At 66.7% G+C, this 19,325-nt stretch carries 17 protein-coding genes; 4 read left to right on the top strand and 13 right to left on the bottom strand.

Features of this window, described 5'->3' with window-relative positions:
- Positions 1–4 precede the first annotated feature (4 nt).
- The gene (locus LXN01_RS11100; RefSeq protein ID WP_236865121.1) at positions 5–1,090 is read right to left on the bottom strand and encodes a phosphotransferase family protein; all 1,086 of its coding nucleotides are present in this window, start codon (positions 1,088–1,090) and stop codon (positions 5–7) included.
- A 299-nt stretch (positions 1,091–1,389) separates the two neighbouring features.
- Between LXN01_RS11100 and LXN01_RS11095 the strand changes: the two genes are divergently transcribed.
- Positions 1,390–1,824, top strand: coding sequence for a DoxX family protein (locus tag LXN01_RS11095; RefSeq protein ID WP_236865120.1), 435 nt, complete (start codon positions 1,390–1,392; stop codon positions 1,822–1,824).
- A gap of 171 nt (positions 1,825–1,995) precedes the next feature.
- Here the strand turns inward: LXN01_RS11095 and LXN01_RS11090 are convergent, their stop codons facing one another.
- From LXN01_RS11090 to LXN01_RS11080, 3 genes are read right to left on the bottom strand one after another with little or no spacing between them, the layout of a single operon-like run.
- The gene (locus tag LXN01_RS11090) at positions 1,996–3,717 is read right to left on the bottom strand and encodes a long-chain-fatty-acid--CoA ligase (RefSeq protein WP_236865114.1); all 1,722 of its coding nucleotides are present in this window, start codon (positions 3,715–3,717) and stop codon (positions 1,996–1,998) included.
- 60 nt (positions 3,718–3,777) lie between these two features.
- A complete protein-coding gene (locus tag LXN01_RS11085; protein WP_236865112.1) occupies positions 3,778–5,013 on the bottom strand; it encodes a Zn-dependent hydrolase in 1,236 nt (411 codons plus the stop codon).
- Positions 5,013–5,933 carry a cyclase family protein gene (locus LXN01_RS11080; protein ID WP_236865110.1) on the bottom strand — a complete coding sequence of 307 codons (921 nt, stop codon included), beginning with the start codon at positions 5,931–5,933 and terminating at the stop codon, positions 5,013–5,015. Before LXN01_RS11080 ends, LXN01_RS11085 begins: the two co-directional genes overlap by 1 nt.
- Before the next feature lie 243 nt (positions 5,934–6,176).
- Here LXN01_RS11080 and LXN01_RS11075 point away from each other — a divergent pair, with 243 nt between their 5' ends.
- Positions 6,177–7,649 carry an MDR family MFS transporter gene (locus tag LXN01_RS11075; protein WP_236865108.1) on the top strand — a complete coding sequence of 491 codons (1,473 nt, stop codon included), beginning with the start codon at positions 6,177–6,179 and terminating at the stop codon, positions 7,647–7,649.
- Positions 7,650–7,671: 22 nt separating this feature from the next.
- Here the strand turns inward: LXN01_RS11075 and LXN01_RS11070 are convergent, their stop codons facing one another.
- The 4 genes from LXN01_RS11070 to LXN01_RS11055 all read right to left on the bottom strand — a co-directional run bounded on the left by LXN01_RS11070 (position 7,672) and on the right by LXN01_RS11055 (position 11,702).
- A complete protein-coding gene (locus LXN01_RS11070) occupies positions 7,672–9,198 on the bottom strand; it encodes a tripartite tricarboxylate transporter permease (RefSeq protein WP_236865106.1) in 1,527 nt (508 codons plus the stop codon).
- A gap of 14 nt (positions 9,199–9,212) precedes the next feature.
- Positions 9,213–9,827 carry a tripartite tricarboxylate transporter TctB family protein gene (locus LXN01_RS11065; RefSeq protein WP_236865104.1) on the bottom strand — a complete coding sequence of 205 codons (615 nt, stop codon included), beginning with the start codon at positions 9,825–9,827 and terminating at the stop codon, positions 9,213–9,215.
- Between the two features lie 92 nt (positions 9,828–9,919).
- On the bottom strand, positions 9,920–10,903 hold the full coding sequence (locus LXN01_RS11060; protein ID WP_236865102.1) for a tripartite tricarboxylate transporter substrate binding protein: 984 nt from the start codon (positions 10,901–10,903) through the stop codon (positions 9,920–9,922).
- A 46-nt stretch (positions 10,904–10,949) separates the two neighbouring features.
- Positions 10,950–11,702 (bottom strand): GntR family transcriptional regulator, encoded by a 753-nt coding sequence (locus LXN01_RS11055; protein WP_236865101.1) that lies wholly within the window; start codon positions 11,700–11,702, stop codon positions 10,950–10,952.
- Positions 11,703–11,840: 138 nt separating this feature from the next.
- Between LXN01_RS11055 and LXN01_RS11050 the strand changes: the two genes are divergently transcribed.
- A complete protein-coding gene (locus LXN01_RS11050) occupies positions 11,841–13,046 on the top strand; it encodes a CaiB/BaiF CoA transferase family protein (protein WP_236865099.1) in 1,206 nt (401 codons plus the stop codon).
- Positions 13,043–13,816 carry an enoyl-CoA hydratase gene (locus LXN01_RS11045; RefSeq protein ID WP_236865090.1) on the top strand — a complete coding sequence of 258 codons (774 nt, stop codon included), beginning with the start codon at positions 13,043–13,045 and terminating at the stop codon, positions 13,814–13,816. Before LXN01_RS11050 ends, LXN01_RS11045 begins: the two co-directional genes overlap by 4 nt.
- A 98-nt stretch (positions 13,817–13,914) precedes the next feature.
- On the opposite strand, the gene LXN01_RS11040 is transcribed toward LXN01_RS11045, so the two are convergent.
- The 5 genes from LXN01_RS11040 to LXN01_RS11020 all read right to left on the bottom strand — a co-directional run bounded on the left by LXN01_RS11040 (position 13,915) and on the right by LXN01_RS11020 (position 19,200).
- Entirely contained in the window at positions 13,915–15,120 is a 1,206-nt protein-coding gene (locus LXN01_RS11040; RefSeq protein ID WP_236865088.1) for an acyl-CoA dehydrogenase family protein, read from the bottom strand.
- Positions 15,121–16,350 carry an acyl-CoA dehydrogenase family protein gene (locus tag LXN01_RS11035; RefSeq protein ID WP_236865086.1) on the bottom strand — a complete coding sequence of 410 codons (1,230 nt, stop codon included), beginning with the start codon at positions 16,348–16,350 and terminating at the stop codon, positions 15,121–15,123. It abuts the gene before it with no gap.
- Positions 16,351–16,431: 81 nt separating this feature from the next.
- Entirely contained in the window at positions 16,432–17,628 is a 1,197-nt protein-coding gene (locus LXN01_RS11030) for a thiolase C-terminal domain-containing protein (protein ID WP_236865084.1), read from the bottom strand.
- Complete coding sequence (locus LXN01_RS11025; protein WP_236865082.1) at positions 17,625–18,473, bottom strand: Zn-ribbon domain-containing OB-fold protein; 849 nt, start codon at positions 18,471–18,473, stop codon at positions 17,625–17,627. The genes LXN01_RS11030 and LXN01_RS11025 overlap by 4 nt, the downstream gene beginning before the upstream one ends.
- Positions 18,474–18,585: 112 nt before the next feature.
- Positions 18,586–19,200: a hotdog domain-containing protein gene (locus tag LXN01_RS11020; RefSeq protein ID WP_236865080.1), complete on the bottom strand. Its 615-nt coding sequence runs from the start codon at positions 19,198–19,200 to the stop codon at positions 18,586–18,588.
- Between the last annotated feature and the right edge of the window lie 125 nt (positions 19,201–19,325).

Genomic DNA, 19,325 nt, shown 5'->3' with positions numbered 1-19,325 from the left:
GGGCTCACCCCTCGTCGAGCGCGGCGAGTGCTCGGTGCAGCAGCTCGGGGACGCCGGTTTCGAGCTTCGGCGCGAAGGTGTCGCCGGGCCGTTCGCCGGCGAGATACCGGGTGTACATGGCCTCGCAGAAGATGGCCGCCTTCCACAGTGCCAGCGCCTTGTACCAGGGCAGGTCGCCGAGGTCGAGGGTCGAGGTCGCGCCGTAGCGCTCCGCGAGCTCGTCGGCCGTCGGGTACCCCTCCAGCCGGGTGACCGGCGACAGATCCATGACGGAGTCGGGGGCGCCTCGGTCCGAGTAGGTCGCGACCAGGTATCCCAGGTCCGCCAGCGGGTCGCCCAGGGTGGCCATCTCCCAGTCGAGGATCGCGCTGACCTCGGGGGTCCCGCTCGCGGCGATCATGAGGTTGCCGAGGCGGTAGTCGCCGTGGACCACCGAGTGCCGCTGGGTGGTGGGCACCCGGGCGCCGAGGCGTTCGGCGAGCTCGCCGACCTCGGGGATCTCCCGCCGGCTGTTGACGCCCCACAGCGAGCTGAAGGTCCGGACCTGCCGCTCCAGGTAGCCGGAGGGCCTGCCGAGTTCGGACAGCGGGCCGGAGGAGACGTCGATGCTGTGCAGGGACAGCAGCGCGTCGACCATGTTCTCACCGAGCTGCCGGCGCGAAGCCGGGTTGGCCAGGCGGGCCGGCTCCTCATCCGTGATGACATCGCCGGTCAGGAAGTTCATCACATAGAAGGGCACGCCCAGCAGCGACTCGTCCTCGCAGATCGCGAGCACCTCGGGCACGGGAACGTCGTGGGCGGCGACGGCCTGCTGCACCCGCGCCTCGCGCACCATGTTGTGGGCGGAGCGCGGCAGCGGCGGGCGCGGTCCCCGGCGGAGCACCACATCCGCCCCCTCCCGCCTGATGCGGTAGGTGATGTTCGACTGCCCGTCGCCGATCCGCTGCGCCTCGATCCGGCCCGTGCCGATCCCGTGCTCATCGAGGAAGCCGGTGACGACGTCGAGGACGAGCAGCGGCGGCATCGCACCGTCCGGAACGTCCGCGGCACTGGCAACGATCTCAGGTGCTGCCTGAGGGGTCACGCTCATACTCATCTCCATCGACATGCTGCTTCTCCACCGAATTGCTGTTCAAGCCTGCCGAGCATTCACTCGGCAGATCCAGTGTGAGCCACCAGCCCGCCGTCCGACCACCCACGACCATGATCCGGACGAAAAGGCGCTCCGCCCACGAGTCCTCACAACCCGGCGAGAGCGCGCCGGTCTCTCAGCCAGACCGACATAGTTGACGCTTCAACTATTAGGGTTTACGGTTGTGACGTCTCGATTTCCACACACTGTCAACGACTCGCTATCGCTCACCGCCGCACGGCGGGAAGGAATCAACTATGAACAGCTCTTCACTCAACACCGCAGCCCGCGCGATCCTCCGGATGGCGCTCGGCTTCCTCTTCGTAGCCCACGGCTGGCAGAAGTTCACCGAATGGACCATCGCGGGGACCCAGGCGTCCTTCGTCGAGATGGGGATCCCGCTGGCCGGTGCTGCCGCTCCGGCGGTCGCGGTCCTGGAACTCGTCGGCGGCATTGCCCTGATCCTGGGAATCCTCACGCGGCCGGTCGCCCTGCTGCTGGCGCTGACCATGTTCGGCGCTCTGCTCCTCGTGCACCTGCCTGCGGGAGTGTTCGTCGCCAACAACGGCATCGAGCTCGTGCTGATTCTGGGCGCCGCGGCACTGGCGCTGGCGCTCGTCGGCCCGGGCCGGGTGTCGGTCGACCAGGTGCTGTTCGGCAATCGCGAGTCGAAGGCCCGGCTCCTGGCCTGACGCGTTCTCACGCTCCGCCGGAGCCCTGCGATTCCGGCGGAGCGGGGCGGCATTGATCGTCCTCGGCTGCGCATGCGGCCGAGGACGATCACATTCACCGCGAAGACGGCTTCGCGCCGCCGGCGAACTCGCGCAGTCCACGGTGACGACGCCCGCATCCGGGCGATCGGCTCACCCCTGGATGCGGGACTGCTTCTCGCCCCACTCCCGCTCGCGCAGCTCGAACTTCTGGATCTTGCCGGTCGAGGTCTTGGGCAGTTCGACGACGAACTCGATGTCGCGCGGCGTCTTGTAGCCCGCCAGCTGCGACCGGACGTGCTCGACGAGCTCGTCCTTCGTCAGCTCCTGCCCCTCGCGCAGCACGGTGTAGGCCTTGGGCCGCTCGCCCCACTTCTCGTCCGGCACGCCGATGACGGCGACCTCGAGCACCGCCGGGTGGGAGATGATCGCCTGCTCCACCTCGACGGTGGAGATGTTCTCGCCGCCGGAGACGATGATGTCCTTGGCCCGGTCGCGCAGCTCGATGTAGCCGTCCGGGTGCATCACCCCGAGGTCGCCGGTGTGGAACCAGCCGCCCCGGAACGCCTTCTCGGTCGCCGCTTCGTCACGGAAGTAGCCCTTCATCACGTTGTTTCCGCGCATGACGACCTCGCCCATCGTCTTCCCGTCGGCGGGCACGTCGACCAGCTCGTCCTCGGAGTCGACCTTGACCACCCGCACGGGATCGGCCGTGAGCATGCCGACGCCCTGCCGCGCGAGCAGGCGAGCGCGGGACTTCTCCTCGTAGCCGTCCCACTCCTGCTGCCACTCGCAGACGGTATAGGGCCCATAGCTCTCCGTGAGTCCGTAGACATGGACGATCCGGAAGCCCATCTCCTCCAGCTGCCAGATGATCGTCGGACTCGGCGGGGCGCCGGCGACTGTGGCGGTGACCACGGGATCGAGCTTGTGCGCCTCCGGGGCGTTGACCAGGGTGGTCATCACGGTCGGAGCGCCGTTCAGGTGGGTCACCCCGTGACGGTCGAAAAGGTCCCAGATGACATCCGCCCGGACCTCGCGCAGGCACACCTGGGTGCCGCTGGCCGCCGCGAGCGCCCATCCGGTGCACCAGCCGTTGCAGTGGAACATCGGCAGAGTCCACAGGTACACGCTGTCGTGACCGAAGCCGGAGTGGAAGATCTCGCTGAGCGCGTTGAGATAGGCGCCGCGATGCGTGTACATCACGCCCTTCGGCTGGCCCGTGGTGCCCGAGGTGTAGTTGATGGTGATCGTCGCGTTCTCGTCCTCGACCGCCCACACGAGCTCGTCCGCATCCGCCGAGGCGCCCGCGAGGAAATCGTCGAAAGTCACCACGGCGGGACCGGCACCGGGGGAGGACGGGGCGGGCGCCTCGGCAGCGCCAGCGGAGGGCGCCTCGGCTCCGGGTGCCGCGACCGGTTCCGGTGCTCCGGGAGCTGAGGTGTCCGGGCCCGCGATGACGGGATCGGCGACCGGGACGATGCTCTCGACAGTCTCGAGCGCCTCGGCGACGGGCGCCACCGATGGCCACAGGGCGGAGTCCACGACCAGGAGCTTCGCCTGGCTGTGGTCGCAGATGTGGCGCACCTCCTCAGGCGCCAGCCGGGTGTTGATCGACACGAGCACTGCGCCGGCCAGCGGAACCGCGAACTGGGCGATGAGCATCTCGGGCAGGTTGGGCATGAGGTAGGCGACCCGGTCTCCCGCCTGGATTCCCGCGGCGCGCAGGGCGTGCGCCCGCTGCTCGACCGCCTCCGCGAACTCGCGGTACGTCATCGCCTGGTCGCCGTAGACGACCGCGCGCGTGTCCGGGAAGACGTCCGCGGAGCGGCGCAGGAAGGACAGCGGAGTGAGTTCGGTGTTCCACGTTTCCATGGGCGGGGCCTTTCGACGCTGAGGACCTGTCGGGGTCAGTCTACGGCGCGGGGGCGGGGGTCAGGAGTTCGCGAGCCCGAGGACGGCATTCGCGTAGACGCCGGCCGTGGCGAGCACCGACTCCCATGGGGCCGACTCCTCCTCGCAGTGCGAGAGCCCGTTCGTCGTCTGCGTGAACAGCATTGCCGCTGGACCCATCGACGACAGATGGAGGCTGTCGTGGCCGATGACCCCGCGCAGCTCCTCCCACTTGACGGCACGCTCGTCGGCCACCCGGCGCAGGAGGCCGCGGATCTCGCCGGCGAACTCCGGCCCCGTCATCTCCCAGTACGGCTCGACCTGCACCTCCACGCCCTCCTCGCGGCCGATCTGCCCGAATCGGTCCGTCACCTCGGTCAGCCGCCGGGCGATCGTGTCGTCATCTGAGCTGCGGATGTCGAGGTTGAACTCGACTCGGTGCGGGATGACGTTGTTGGAGCCCGGCTCCACCTTCATCGTCCCGACCGTGGTCGTGAAGTCATCCGCGTCCAGCGACAGGTCGCGAGCCGTCGCGACCATCCGGCCGGCGGCGACGATCGCCTCGGCCCGCTGGCGCGGCCCCGACCCTCCCGCGTGGCCGCCCCGGCCGGTCACGGTGATCGTGCACCAGCGGACCGGCTCGATCAGGGAGACGATCCCGATGTCCGCCCCAGCCTCTTCCAGGTGCTTGCCCTGCTCGATGTGAGCTTCCAGCGACGCGTGAAAGGCGGTCAGCCGATTGGACTGCTCGCCCAGGTAGCCGATGCGCGACAGCTCGTCGCCCAGGCGCAGGCCCTCGGCGTCGACGCGGGACTGAGCGTATTCGGCGCTCCACTTGCCCGTGACCACCCCGGAGCCGAGCATCGCGGGTGGGAAGCGGGCGCCCTCCTCGCCGGTCCAGTTCACGACTTCGATCGGCCGGGTGGTCTCGATGCCGGAGTCATTGAGCAGCGCCACTGTCTCCAGGGCCACCGCGACTCCGAGGATGCCGTCGAAGCGACCGCCGGGCACCACGGTGTCGAGATGGGACCCGATGACGACCGGCTCGGCGGAGTCGTCAGTGCCGGCACGGCGGGCGTAGATGTTGCCGATGTCGTCCACTCTCACCTGAAGGCCGAGGCCCTGGGTGATCCGCACGAAGCAATCCCGTACGGACTTGTCAGCGTCCGAGGCGGCGGGCCGGGACACGCCGCCACCAGGCGTGCCGCCCACGTCCGCATCGGACAGCACCGTGAGGGTGTTCTGCAGGCGTTCGTGATTCGGCTCCAGCATGCTCATCAGTCCCGCAGCGCCATCGCGATGCAGCGGATGGGTGAGGCGGAGGCCCCGCGCAGCTTCAGGTGCAGGCCAATGAACGCGAACTCGTAGACCTGCTCCGCCGACAGCTCCTCGCAGTTGACCACCTCGATGATCGGGATGCCTCGCTCATTGAACAGGTACAGGTGGACCGGGCACCACGTCTGGTCGCTCTCGGAGGGCAGCTGCTCCAGCGCGACGTTGTCGGCGCCGACGATCATCGCGCCCCGCTCGGCCAGCCACGTGGCGCCCTCCAGGTTGAGGCCCGGCTCATCGGTGAGGAACGCCTCGACGTCCGGCCACTCGCGGTAGCGGCCGGTGCGGACGACGACAACGTCGCCCTCCTGCACGGTCACGCCTTGACGTTCGGCGGCTGCCTCCAGGTCCTCCGGCCCAACGCCGTAGGAGGGAGGGAGCTGGTCCACTCCCTTGAGGGCCGCGATGTCGAACATGATGCCGCGGGCGATGACCGGCGGGATCGTGTCGACGCCGCACTTGTCCCAGGTGCGGTTACCGACATGCTCGTCGGCGTGGTAGCCGTTGAAGATCTCGCCGTGGCAGCCGAAGTGATTGAGCGCATCGATATGGGTGCCGCTGTGGGTGTACAGCGAGATCGCATCGCCGGTATAGCTGGTCAGCCGGTTCGCCTCGTCGTCGAGGCCTGCCGGGTTGGACACCACGTCGCCTGCGGGATCGTGGGTCTTGTAGATCTGGTACGACGGATCGCCCAGCGCGCTCCAGGTCGGCATGCCCACGAAATACTCTGTCGACAGGTCGAAGGTGCGCGACCCGTCGACGCGGGACATGATGGCCGCCCGCGACTCCGGCGTGATGAGGTTCAGGGCCCCCATCTCGTCATCGGGGCCCCAGGGGCTCTTCGCGACGGTGAATTGGTGAGACATGGCTTCCCTCCGTCTGATGCTGCGGGCCGTCTGAAGTTGTCGTCCGGAAGATCGTGCTGCTTCCGAATGTACCGCCTGAACCGTCCTGCCGGGGAGACTCGGATCCGCGTTCTGCGGGGAGGGGCTTTGCGATTCTCGGTCATGCTGCCATAGGATTCTCCGGTCCCGCGTGGCCGCTGCTGACAACCGTGGCGCTCGCTCACACCGGGACTCACCGTCCTTCACTCCTCCGAGAGGACCTCCGTGTCATCCCCTGCTGACCTCGACAACAGCTCTCACTCGTCCTCGCTGACCGGAACCTATCGACTGATCGCCGTGCTGGTGGCGGCCGCCTTCGTCGTCATCCTCAATGAGACCATCATGTCGGTCGCCCTGCCCGAGCTCATGGTCGCCTTCGACATCAGCGCGGTCACCGCGCAATGGTTGACGACCGCGTTCATGCTGACCATGGCGGTGGTCATCCCGATCACGGGCTGGCTGCTGGCCACCGTGGAGCTGCGCACGGTGTTCATCATCGCCATGTCGACCTTCACGGTCGGAACGGCGACGGCGTCGCTGGCACCGGCATTCTCCCTGCTGATCGCCGGCCGGGTCGTCCAGGCGATCGGCACCGCGATGATGATGCCGCTGCTGATCACCACGGTGCTCAATGTGGTTCCGGTCGATCGGCGGGGTCGCACCATGGGAGTGATCTCGATCGTGATCGCCGTGGCCCCGGCGGTCGGACCCACCGTGGGCGGCGTCGTGCTCGACGCCCTGACGTGGCGGTGGATGTTCTGGCTGGTGCTGCCCATCGCGGTGCTCGCCCTGGTGGTCGGGGCAACGATGATCCGCAGCTCGACCGAGCCGCGCCGGATTCCGCTGGACGTGCTCTCCGTCGTCCTCTCCGCGGTCGGCTTCTCCGGAACCATCTACGGACTGTCGTCCATCGGGGAGGCGGCCTCCGGCACGGCACTGGTTGCGCCCTGGATCCCGATCACCATCGGCGCCGCCGCGCTGCTGGTCTTCACCCTCCGGCAGCTGCGGCTGGGGGACCTCGCGCTGCTGGACGTCCGCGTGTTCGCCGTGCCGACCTTCACCGTCGCCCTCGTGCTGATGCTGATATCGATGATGGCCCTGTTCGGCACGCTCATCCTGCTGCCGATCTACATGCAACAGGTGCTGGGCCATTCCACGCTGGAGACCGGTCTCGCCCTGCTTCCCGGGGGACTTGTGATGGGAATCCTCGGCTGGTTCGTGGGGCGGAGGTTCGACCGGGTGGGCGCGCGCCCGCTGGTGATTCCCGGCGCCATCATCGCCTCGGCGGGGCTGTGGGGCATGACCACCTTCGACGCCCAGACAGGGCTGGTGACGCTCATGGCCTGGCACATCGCGCTGAGCATCGGCCTGTCGATGCTGTTCGCACCCCTCATGACGTCAGCGCTGGGTTCGCTTCCGCCGCGACTGTACTCGCACGGTTCGGCCATGCTGTCCACCCTGCAGCAGGTCGCGGCCGCGGCCGGCACCGCGCTGTTCATCACGGTGATGGCGGTGTCCATCCAGGCGAGCATGGACGCTGGTGCAGGCGGGAGGGCGAGCGCGGTCACCGGTCAGATGAATGGCGTGCACAATGCGCTGCTGTGCGGAGCGGTGATCTCGCTGATCACCGTGGTCGGAGCGTTCTTCGTCCGCGGCACGAGGCAGACCGAGTCGCCGGTTACGGCTGCAGTCGAGTAGGCGGCTGCTCAGGGGGTCGGGCTCAACTCATATTCTTCACTGCCGGCGATGCAGCACGCCCGTGCTTTCGCTGTGCCCGAAGCTTCCGGAACACCCACGAGATGACTGGAGCGGCCAGAGCGAGCAGTGCCAGGATCATGAGCACGGCGGACAACGGGCGCTCGAACACAATGAACAGATTTCCCTGGCCGAGTGCAGACGTCTGGACCAGACTGCGCTCGAGAAGCGGGCCCAGCACCAACCCCAGCACGAACGGAGCCGCCGGGAAGTCGAACCGTTTCATGAAGTACCCGAGCAGACCGGACACCAGCACCACCCAGATGGTGAAGGTATTGTTCGACAGCGCGAAGGCACCCACCAAGCTCAGGAACAGCACGAGCGGGTAGAGATAGCTGTACGGCAGACGCAGAATCTGGGCGAAAACCGGCGCCAGGGGCAGGTTCAGTATCAGAAGCAGCAGGTTGCCGAAGAAGAAGGACACCAGCAGTCCCCAGACGAGGTCGGGTTGCTGCTCGAACAGCAGTGGGCCCGGTTGCAGGCCGAAGAGGATGAACGCACCGAGCAGCACTGCAGTGGTGCCGCTCCCGGGGATTCCGAGGGCAAGGGTGGGTACAAAGCTGGCGTTCGCCGCCGCATTGTTGGCCGCCTCGGGAGCCGCAACCCCCTCGACAGCACCCGTGCCGATCTCTGCCTTGTTCTTGCTGACCTGCTTCTCCAGGCCGTAGGACATGAAGCTTGCAAGCGTCGCTCCGGCACCGGGCAGCACCCCAATGCCGAACCCGAGTCCCGTGCCGCGAAGCGCCGGGGCCACTGAACGTCGAAGTTCGGTCCTGGTGACCAGCAGATCCTTGAAACCTGCCCGGATCGGGGCCTCGCCGCCTCGGTGGATCTGGTGCAGGACCTCACCGATGGCGAACAGCCCGATCATGATCGCGATGAAATCCAGACCACTCAGAAGGTTCACGCTTCCGAAGGTGAAGCGGGCGGTCGTAAACCCTGCCGCGACGCCGACCATCGAGACCAGGAGACCGACGGCGGCCATGGTGATGCCTCGGAGGACGTTCTCGCCGGCGAAGGAGACGATCGTTGCCAAGCCGAAGAGTATGATCGCCAAGTTCTCCGGCGGGCCGAAGTTCAGCGCGAGATCTGCGATCGGCTGAGCAAGCGCCATCAATCCGATCAAGGACAGGATCGCCGCCAAGAAGGACGACAGGGCGGCGATCGCCAGAGCCGCTCCTGCCCTGCCCTTCCTCGCCATCTGATAACCGTCGAGGGTCAGGACGACACTGGAGGAGTCACCAGGTGTTGAGATGAGGATAGAGCTGGTCGAGGCGCCGTACTGGCTTCCGTAGTAGATGCCGGCCAGCATGATGAGTGCAGACACCGGCTCCAGGGTCAGCGTCACGGGCAGGAGAATCGCCACACCGGTGGCAGAACCCAGCCCCGGGAGCATCCCGATCACCGTTCCCAGCACGACTCCGATGAAGCACCACAGCAGGTTCTCCGGCGTCACCGCCGTCTCGAAGCCGAGGATCAGGTTGTCAATCACAAGGTACTCCTCAGCTAGACGAGCCCCAGCATCCCGGTGGGGACCGGAACTCTGAGACCCAGTACGAAGATCACGTAGATGACGGCGAAGGCAGCAGCCGCGACAACAAGCGCGACGACGATCGATTTCCGCTCAACGAAGATCAGGATCGACATCACCATCAAGGTCAGCGCCAGCAGCAGACCGATCACGGGGATCAGCACTACTGCTGCGAACAGAATCCCGAAGATGAGGAGGATGGCCCTTCGACGCTCGCCGGATGTGCGTCCGAAGGTGTCGAGCTCCGGATTGTGCTCGCCGGCCTCGGCAACGGCTTCGCGCGCCTCTTCCTCGACCTCCTCCACGACCTGCATGAAGGAGCCCTCATAGGTGGTCGTCTCGAAGAAGAACATCCGGACGAGCTCCGCCAGGGAGGCAAGGACCACGAACCCACCTGTCACCAGCGGGAGGAACCCGGGGCCCACCTGCCCGCCCTCGGCGGTCACGCCATAGCGCAGACCCATGACTGCGGCAAAGAGCCCGACCAGGCCCAGGACGCTGGTGCCGACCACATCAGCAACGGCGGGGCGGGACTTCGAGGTGGCGTTCGAGGCCTCCGAACCGTTCTCGGCACGTGTCTCGTCGTACATACTCTGACCTCTGTCGATCGGTTGGCGGGAAGCCTGGGCCTGCCCAGGGGGTTGCGGGAGGCGGCGCTGCTGCCAGCGCCGCCTCCTGGAGATCACTCGGTGAGGAGGGGCTCCACCAGCTTCTGGTTCTCGGCCAGGTAGCTCACGAAGTCGTCGCCGAACGCCGTGTTGGCCTGCAGCATGTTGTCCTCGATATAGGTCTGGTACGCCTCCGTCTCCGCGTACTGCTGTCCCATCTCGATCCAGTAATCTCGTGCTTCCTCGCTGATTCCGCCCGGCGCGATGAACCCGCGGAACTGCGCCAGCGCGACGTCCAAGCCCTGCTCCTTGGCAGTGGGGATGTCGGCGAGCATCTCGTACTCGTAGCGCTCCTCGGAAGCGGCACAGAGTGCCTTGAGATCGCCGGATTCCAGCTGCCCGGCAACCTCACCCGGATTCAGCGAGATCGCATCCACCTCCCCACCGAGCAGCGCCGTGATGAGCTCGGCGCCGGACTCGAACGGCACGCGATCCAGGGTGGATCCTGTCGCTTCCTCCATGAGGGAGAATGTCATGTCGTCCAGGCCTCCCACTCCTGCGATCGCGACCTTTGCACCTCCCTCGGAACCTTGGTCGGTGAGATCGGTGCAGGTCTCGAGCTCCGAGTCGGCCTGAGCGACGATCAGCGTGTAGTCCTCGCCGAGCTTCATGATCGGAGTGAAATCCTCATACGTGTACTCGACGTCCTGCGTGAGGGGCAGCGTGACGAGGGAGGTCTCCGTGGCGAGCAGGTAGTTCGGGTCGCCCTGCCTGCCCATGAAGTTCGAGTACCCGACCGCGCCGGAGCCGCCCTCGATGTTCTCGACTGAAATCGTCCTGCCGGTCACCTCTTCGAGACCGGCGGCCGTGGACCGCCCTGCAATGTCGCTGCCGCCTCCGGCGGCGAAGGGAACGATCATCGTGACGTTGCCCTGGGGGTTGAACTCGCCACCCCCGCCGGACTCCCCGCCGCCATTTCCACAGCCGGAGAGCGCGACACCTGCGGCTATCAGAGTCGCAGCGGCGGTCAGGACCCTCGCCTTCTTCTGGATTTCCATGGTGTATCTCCTTTGATACCGGTGAACTGAGCAGCAGTGCCGCTCATCAATCAGTTGGGTCTGCGGCCTTGTTGCGAATGTGCTCCAGCCATTGTCGGGACTCCGGACTTGCGCCATCGAGCTGGTCGACGGCTGCGACGAGGAAGGTGTAATGCCCGTGTCCTTCGACGGCGGCCATCGCCTCCTCGTAGTCCCCTCTCGACACGACGTCGAACAACTCCTGGTGCCGAGCGAGGTTGCCGTGCAGATCCTCCAGCTCGCGGCGGGCCTTGTTGTTCATGGCCATGCACAGCTGCAGCTGCATGGCCATCGCACGATAGGTGTTCTCCAGCCGCTGGTGACCCGCGAGACCCGCAATGGCGATGTGGAACTCGAAGCCCGCTCGCGCCATTCCCGCCTCGTCCCCTGTGGAGGCGATCCCCTCCATCACGCCGAGAGCGGCTTCACAGCGTGCAAGTCGTTCCGGGTCAGGAGAAGGGAGGGCGAGACGGAGCGCCATCTGCTCGAGCTCGTGGCGGAGAGTCACGATCTCATACACATCGTGCTGAGTCATCGGAGCGACGATTGATCCTCGCCGCGGGATATGCCTGACAAGACCTGCCAGCTCGAGCTCTTTGAGCGCCTCCCTGATCGGAGGACGGGAGACCCCGAGCTCCTCGCACAGCCGGTCCTCGATCAATCGCTGGCCAGGAAAGAAATCCCCCGCGAGAATCGCGCTCTCGATCCGCTGCTTCGCCAACTGAGCGAGGCTGGGGCCGGCGACGATCTTCTCCGAGTCCTTTCGCAGTTGCTGCGCCACGCGGCCCCTCCTTCCCCTTGCGCCAGACCCTCTGGTCGGCTTCAGCCCGCTTCGTATACAGTATCCAGAATGTAGCGCACCTCACATCGAGCCGCAACAGTGCAGTCAATGCCGACGCACGACACAGAAGGAGACGAAATGAACGCGACACCCGGCCCCCTCGACGGGGTCACCGTTCTCGAAGTCGGAGTGTTCATGGCAGGCCCGTTCGCGACGATGCAGCTCGCGGACCTGGGCGCTCGGGTCATCAAGATCGAGAATCCCGACGGCGGCGAGCAGACGCGGTCCACCGGCCCCTTCATCAACGGGGAGAGCTCGCCCTTCGCTCGGCTCAACCGCAACAAGGAATCGGTGACGCTCGACCTCAAGTCGGAAGCCGGCAAGGAAGCCTTCACCCGACTGGCATCGACCGCGGATGTGCTTGTTGAGAACCTGCGCCCGGGCACCCTCAAGCGACTCGGCTTCGGGTACGACGACGTGAAAACCGACAACCCGGGTCTGATCTACGCATCCGCCTCGGGCTGGGGACAGGACGGCCCGCTCGCCAAGCTTCCCGGACTCGACATCATGGCCCAAGCTCGGAGCGGCCTGATGAGCATCACCGGCTACCCGGACATGCCACCGGCAAAGGTCGGGGTCCCGATCTGCGATCTCACCACCGCCCTCTATGTGGCCTTGGCGGTCACGGCGGCGCTCAACGAACGACACACTTCGGGGAAGGGCCAATTCATCGACGTGTCCCTTCTCGAAAGCGGCGTGTCATATGCAGTGTGGGAGGCAGGAGCCTATTTCGCCGACGGCTCGGTCGGCGGCCCGAACGGTTCTGCCCATCAGAACCAGGCTCCCTATCAAGCGGTCGTCAGCAAGGACGGCTACGTCACCATCGGCGCGAACACCCCGCGGAACTGGGAGTCCTTCTGCCGGGCCCTCGACCTGGAAGTGCTCCTCGAGGATCCTCTGTACTCCACCTCGTACGACCGGATGAAGAATCGGGAGCCGTTGATCGCTCGGATCGAACAGCGCACGGGCGAGCTGACCACGGATGAGATCGTGAGCATCCTGAATGAGGCGGGCGTTCCCTGTGCGCCCATTCTCGACTACGGCGAGGTCTTCACCGACGAGCACCTCAGCGAGCGACAGTTCTTCTGGGACAGCGAGCACCCGGTCATGGGCACGGTGGAGCAGATCGGCTCGCCCATGCGGTTCTCCCGAACTCCTGCGGTCCAGCGCGCAGCAGGTCCGCTCCTCGGCGGAAGCAACGAAGAGGTGTTCTCGAGCCTTGGGTACACAGGAGAGGCTCTCGATCGATTGACGGGCACGACCGCAGCGGAGGGACAGCAATGAGTGACGAGATTCTGATTGAGCAGGAAGGCCACACTCTGACGGTGACCTTCAACCGCCCTCAGCAGCGGAATGCCATGACCTGGGAGATGTACGAGGGGCTGGCGAACGCGTGCGAGCGCGCCAACGAGGATGATGGCATCCGCGTCATGGTGCTCCGCGGCGCGGGCGGCAAGGCGTTCGTGGCGGGAACCGACATCCGGCAGTTCTCAGAGTTCGACGGCGACCGCGGCGTCGAGTACGAACACAGCATCTCCGAGATCCTGGGCAAGGTTGCGGCGGTCGATGTCCCCGTGATCGCCGCCATTGAGGGCTTCTGTGTGGGCGGCGGGCTCGGCATCGCGACGATGGCGGATCTCCGGATCGCCAGCCCCGGCTCCAAGTTCGGTGTTCCGATCGCGAAGACCCTCGGCAACTGCCTTTCAGCTGACACCGTCGCCGCGCTCATCGACCTGATCGGACAGCCGCGAACCGTTGATCTGCTGCTGACTGCCCGCATGATGGATGCCGAGGAGGCGTCCCGTTCCGGATTCGTGAGTGTGGTCACCGACGACGTGACCGGAACCGTCACGCAGCTGGCCGAGCAGATCGGGCAGCAGGCGCCCTTGACCATGTGGGCCACGAAGGAGACAGTGCGCAGGCTGCGGGCGGCTGCTCGGCCTGCAGACGTCGACGACAGCGACATCGTGCGCAAGGTGTACGGCAGCCGGGACTTCTCGAACGCGGTGGCCGCCTTCGCGAACAAGACCAAGCCGGAGTGGACCGGGTCCTGACCGCCCGGCGCCTCAGCAGCAGATCGGACTGCCGCTGAGGCGCCTTCAATTGGTCGAGACCGCCCGCTTCAGCACGTACACATCGCGGGCCGGTTCTATTAACCGACGGCGACTGCGCCGCTGCGCACTCCCGCCTCGCCGGTGGCTGCCCGACTCCGGTGATCGCTGAGTCGTGCGTAGCGCACCCGATGGAAGTCGGCGTCTCCGTACTCCGCCTGGATGGCTGTCAGGCGCTTGAAGAAGTGACCGACGGCCAGCTCCTGGGTCATCCCCATCCCGCCGTGCAGCTGCACCGCGTTCTCGCCGATGAACTTCGCGGCCCTGCTCAGGGTGACCTTCGCCGCTGACACTGCGCGGGCTCGCTGATCGGGAGCGTCTCCGAGCCGAAGCGTGGCGAGGTAGGCGGCTGACACCGACCGCTCGAGCTCGATGTGCATATCCACCATTCGGTGCTGCAGCGCCTGGAAGGAGCCGATCGGCTGTCCGAACTGCCGTCGTTCCTTCGCATAGGCGACGGTGTCGGCGAAGACCTTCCGCATCAGACCGACTGCCTCGGCGCACACCGCGGCGGTTGCCTCGTCCATCGCGGGGTCGAGCAGCGACCCGGCGTGGTCGGCTTCGCCGAGGAGCGCCTCGGCGGGCAGGCGGACGTCCCGGAATTCGATGTCGGCAGCCCAGCGGTCGTCGATCGTGCGATAGCTGTGCACCTTGACGTCGGCCGGCAGGTCCGAGGCGTCGAAGTCGAGCAGGAAGAGGGACAGACCTGCGGGGTCTCTCCGCTCCCCGGACGTGCGGGCGACGACCAGCAGGCGGGTGGCCAGCGGAGCATCGCCAACCATGGTCTTCGTCCCCGTCAGCACCCACTCGTCACCTGCACGGGTCGCAGAAGTCGCCACCTCGTAGCCGGATGGGTAGGAATCGGGCTCGTCGATCGCCAGGGCCACTCGCTCGCGCCCGCTGGCGATTCCCTCCAGCACTGCTCGTGCCTTCGAGCCTCCCGCTCGCCGGAGCAGACCCGCCCCCAGCACAACAGTGCTGACGAATGGTTCGACGACGAGCGCGCGGCCGAGCTCCTCGGCGATCACCATCGTCTCCACAGCGCCGCCGCCGTCGCCGCCGACCTCCTCCGGCAGCGTGGCGGCGAGGATGCCGATCTCCTCGGCGAAGGCCTGCCAGATCTCCGGCTGCCATCCGATGGACGAGCGCGCCGCGCTGCGGCTGGGTTCGAGTTCATAGCGTTTGCGGAGAAAGCTCGACACGGTCGAGCGCAGTTCGCTCTGCTCCGCAGAGAGTGTGAAGTCCATCTACAGCCCCAATTCTGCCTTCGCCAGGATGTTCCGTTGAATCTCATTGCTGCCCGCGTAGATCGTGCCGGCGCGATCGTTGAAGTAGTGCAGCGGTGCGACGGCCTGCCAGGCTTCACCGCTGACGTAACCGTCCTGAGGCGGTGAGTGGTCGTGCACCGGCCCGCCGGGCATCGTCGCGTGCGGCTGGTAGGCAAGGCCCTGCGGTCCTGCGGCTTCCAGCGCGAGCACGGTGATGTCCTGGCTCAGCTCGGTGTTGATGATCTTGAGCAGAGAAGATGCCGTCCCCGGGTTCTTGCCCTCCGACAGCCGGGCGAGGTTGCGATACTCGAGCACCTCGAGCACATCGCACCGGATGCGAAGATCCGCCAGCTTCACCGCGAACAGGGGATCGTCGAGCAGCGGTCCGTTCGGTCCCGGGCGGTTCGCGGCCGCCTGCGCGATCTCATCGAGCTGCACCTGCAGCTTCGCCGAGGCGGGGCTGCCTCCCCGTTCGAACTCGAGCAGGTACTTCGCCACCGTCCAGCCATCGTCGATCTGGCCGATGACGTTCTTCTTGGGGATGCGGACCTGGTCGAAGAAGACCTGGTTCTGGATCTGCTCGCCGGAGGTCATGACGAGCGGCTGCACCTCGATGCCGGGAGACTTCATGTCGACGAGGACGAAGGTGATCCCCTGCTGCTTCTTCGGGCCCCTGGTCGTCCGCACGAGCGCGAACATCCAGTTGGCCTCACCGGCATGCGTGGTCCAGATCTTGCTGCCGGTGCACACCAGATCATCGCCGTCGTCAACGGCCTGCATGGCCAGCGATGCGAGGTCGGAGCCCGACTCCGGCTCGGAATAGCCCTGGCAGAAAAACACTTCACCGGTGAGGATCCGCGGCAGGAAGTACTCCTTCTGCTCCTCGGTCCCGAACTTGATGATCGCGTGGGCGACCATCTTGATTCCCATCGGCGACAGGGCGGGTGCCCCGGCGATGGTCGATTCCCGGCTGAAGATGTAGTGCTGGGAGGCCGTCCATCCGCATCCGCCGTGTTCGACCGGCCAGCCTGGAGCGGCCCAACCGCGCCGGCGGAGGATCTCCTGCCATTTCATGCTGGCCTCGTGGTCGTGGTAGACGCTCGTCGCCAAGCGGCCGGCACGCCGGAGCTCGGGGGTGAGGTTCTCCTCGAGGAAGGTCCTCACCTCGTCCCGGAACTCCTCGTCGGCCGGCGAGTACTGCAGATCCATGGCTTCTCTCTCTTTCTGCTGGGAGGCCGCTCGGGGTTCGCTGCCCGCGTCCTCCTCGTCCTGCAGGTTGTCGACCTGTGATCACCCGCGGTTCGCGGCGCCGTCGGGTGAGGAGCCGAAGACGGTCGCACTCACCAACGGGGCCATCGGTCCACCGATGAGCAGCGAGGCCGACGCCTCGGCAACCGGATTCGGCGAGCCCCCGCGGATCTGGCGCACCGCCTCGACGGCCAGGTTGATGCCGTGGACGAAGCCCTCGGCGATGTTGCCGCCTGCCGTGTTGATCGGCAGGCTCCCGCCCTCGACGATGAGGTTCTCGAAGTTGAGGACGTCAGTGGCATTCGGTCCGGCTCGGCACAGTCCGAAGTCGATCATCGATGCGACCGACGGTCCGGTGAAGTTCTCGTACACCTGAACCACATCGACGTCGGCCGGCGTCACGCCGGCGGACAGCCAGAGCCGTTCGACGAGAGCGGGATGGAAGCCTGCGCTGGAGTACGCAGCCTCGTTCTCGATCGACTCCGACCAGTCCGGGCCGCTGCCCTGAACCCCACCGAGGACGTAGGCCGGTGCTCCCCGGTACCGGTCGACGTGCTCGCTCGGCACCACGAGCAGCGCCGCAGCACCGTCGTTCTCGCGGGAGCAATCGAAGATCCGGAACGGCGAGGAAACCTCGCGGGAGCCCCTGTACTCCTCGGCACCGAGCGGCTTGCCGAAGGCCACCGCCTTGGGATTCCGCTGCGCGTGATGGTAGCTCGCGAGGGTGATCGCCTCCATCGCCTCGACCGGCACCTGATCGACCTCGAACATGCGCTGCGAGCGCAGCCCGCAGATCTGCGCCGGCGAGAAGACCGCGTTCGAGGTGAGCAGCGGGCCCATGTGATCCCGATAGTACGAGCCGCGCCCGTCATCCTGCTGAGTGATGCTCCGGAAGACCACAACGCAGTCGGCCTGTCCGCTCGCGACGGCGGCTGCCGCTGCATTGATGGCAGCTCCGACTCCTCCCCCGCCGCCGCCCCACACCATCGAGGACCAGCGGACCTCGTCGACGCCGAGGTGCGCGCCGAGCAGGAGCCCCTCGTTCGAGTCGTGGCCGTAGGAGGCGAACCCGTCCACCTGCCGCGGGTCGACCCCCGCGTCACGGCAGGCGTTGATGACGGCCTCCGCGGCCAGCTGCATGGATGAGCGCGGACTGTCGCCTCGTCTGTAGAGCTGGGTCTCCCCGACGCCGACCACGGCCGCGGCACCTCGGAAGCGTGCTTCACGCGCTGTCGTCATTCTGCACCACCTTCGACCCGCGACAATCCTGCCTGCTGAGTCTCCTGAATCTGCTCAGCCTGCTCTGTCCGCTCTGCCTTCGTCGGGTGTTCTGCCTTCGTGGACTGTCCTGTCAGCTGCCAGCGCAGCATCTGATGCCCGGGTGCCACTTCCTCATAGCGCGCGATGACCTGCTCGCCGATCACCGGGTCCCGGCTCTCGTCGTCGATCAGCAGGCCCAGCACCCGCACGTTGCCGGCGTGCGGCAGTTCGGCGAGCACGATCACGTTGGGGACGTTGCCCGCCACGCCGGGGTGGAACGGCTGAGTAGTCCTCGTCCAGCTGTAGATCCGCCCCTCGGCGGGCACCTGCTCGTAGTGGAGGTCGAAGCTCCGGCACGACGGGCACAGCCGACGCGGTCCCCAGATCCAGCGGCGACAGGACGCACACCGCTGGATCATGAGCTGCCCGCGGTTCATTCCGGCGAAGTGCTCGGCGGCGAGCGAGTCCGCCGCGGCGAATTCGACCGGCAGCGGCCTCTGCACCGGAAGGTTCCGCGCAGCGATGATGCGCAGGGAACCGTCCTCGTGACGTTTCCAGCGGGACCGCACGTCCCGCACTTCGCCGTCCTCGCCGGTATAGCGCAGCACGGTCTCCGGCAGACCGCTGTCGCCGATCCTGACGTCGACGACCTCGGTGGCCGTCACCGGAGCGGGCAGCCTCAGGGAGGTCACGATCTGCTTCCAGCGATCAGGTGCAAGATCGGACATCAGCGCCTGCTGATCGCTGGCGGCCACGGACCGCAGGTGCCGCTCGCCGCGCTCGCGGACCTCCGCGAGCAGTGCGCTCTCCTGGGTGTCGTGCATCGGGTCTCCTTCGCAGAGCCGTTGGGTCGGTCTGCCGTTCACTCGGTTCTGCCGTTGAGTCGGTCTGCCCGGTCGAGGCGGTGCGCCAGGATGCCGGACGCCCGCCGCTCTCTCAGTAGTCACCCGGCCGCAGCTGCACCCAGAGTCCTCTGCATTCGGTGAGCACGGTTCCTTCGAGCACCAATTCGGAACGCAGGAACACCTTCCTGCCCTTCACGGAATCGAGCCGGGCCCGGACTTCAATCTCGGTCTCCAGCGGGACTTTCGCCCGATAGTCCGTGTACAGGTACGCGGTGCGGGCGACAGGCCGCTGATGGGACCGAGCCAGCCGTCCCATGATTTCGTCGAAGACGAGCGGGATGACGCCGCCGTGGGCGGCTGCGTGACCGGCATGGAATCGACCGAAGGTCACCCGCCCGCGCGCGCTGTCCGCGGAGATCTCGTCCAGATGCAGGGCCGGAGCCAGCGCCTGTGCCCGACCGGCTTCCTCCCACAGGCGGCCGGCGAGCTGCTCGTCCTCCTCGACGCCATCGCCGAGCACCGACTGCACTTCTGCCAGCAGAGCGGTGACGCGTTGGGCCGCCTCCGGACTCGGTCGACTGCGGGTGACCGCTTCCTGTGCTCCGCGCATTGCACCGATCATCGTGCTGAAGGGGCCACCGTCTCCGCTGTGCGTCACGACGAAGGGGTCGCTCCACGTGGGAGTCACATCGAGGTCCTGGGTCACATCTGCTCCTTTGCAGAGTATTCGCGGCACGGCAGAACACCTGCCGAAAGGGCATCACACCCGGGCGACTGCTCCAGCTGTCAACATTCCGGCGAGGCGGTCGGTGATGATGGTTTCGGCGTCGG

The sequence above is a fragment of the Brevibacterium daeguense genome, assembly GCF_021729135.1.
Classification (GTDB): Bacteria; Actinomycetota; Actinomycetes; order Actinomycetales; family Brevibacteriaceae; genus Brevibacterium; species Brevibacterium daeguense.
This window is presented reverse-complemented; position numbering and strand designations above follow the sequence as displayed.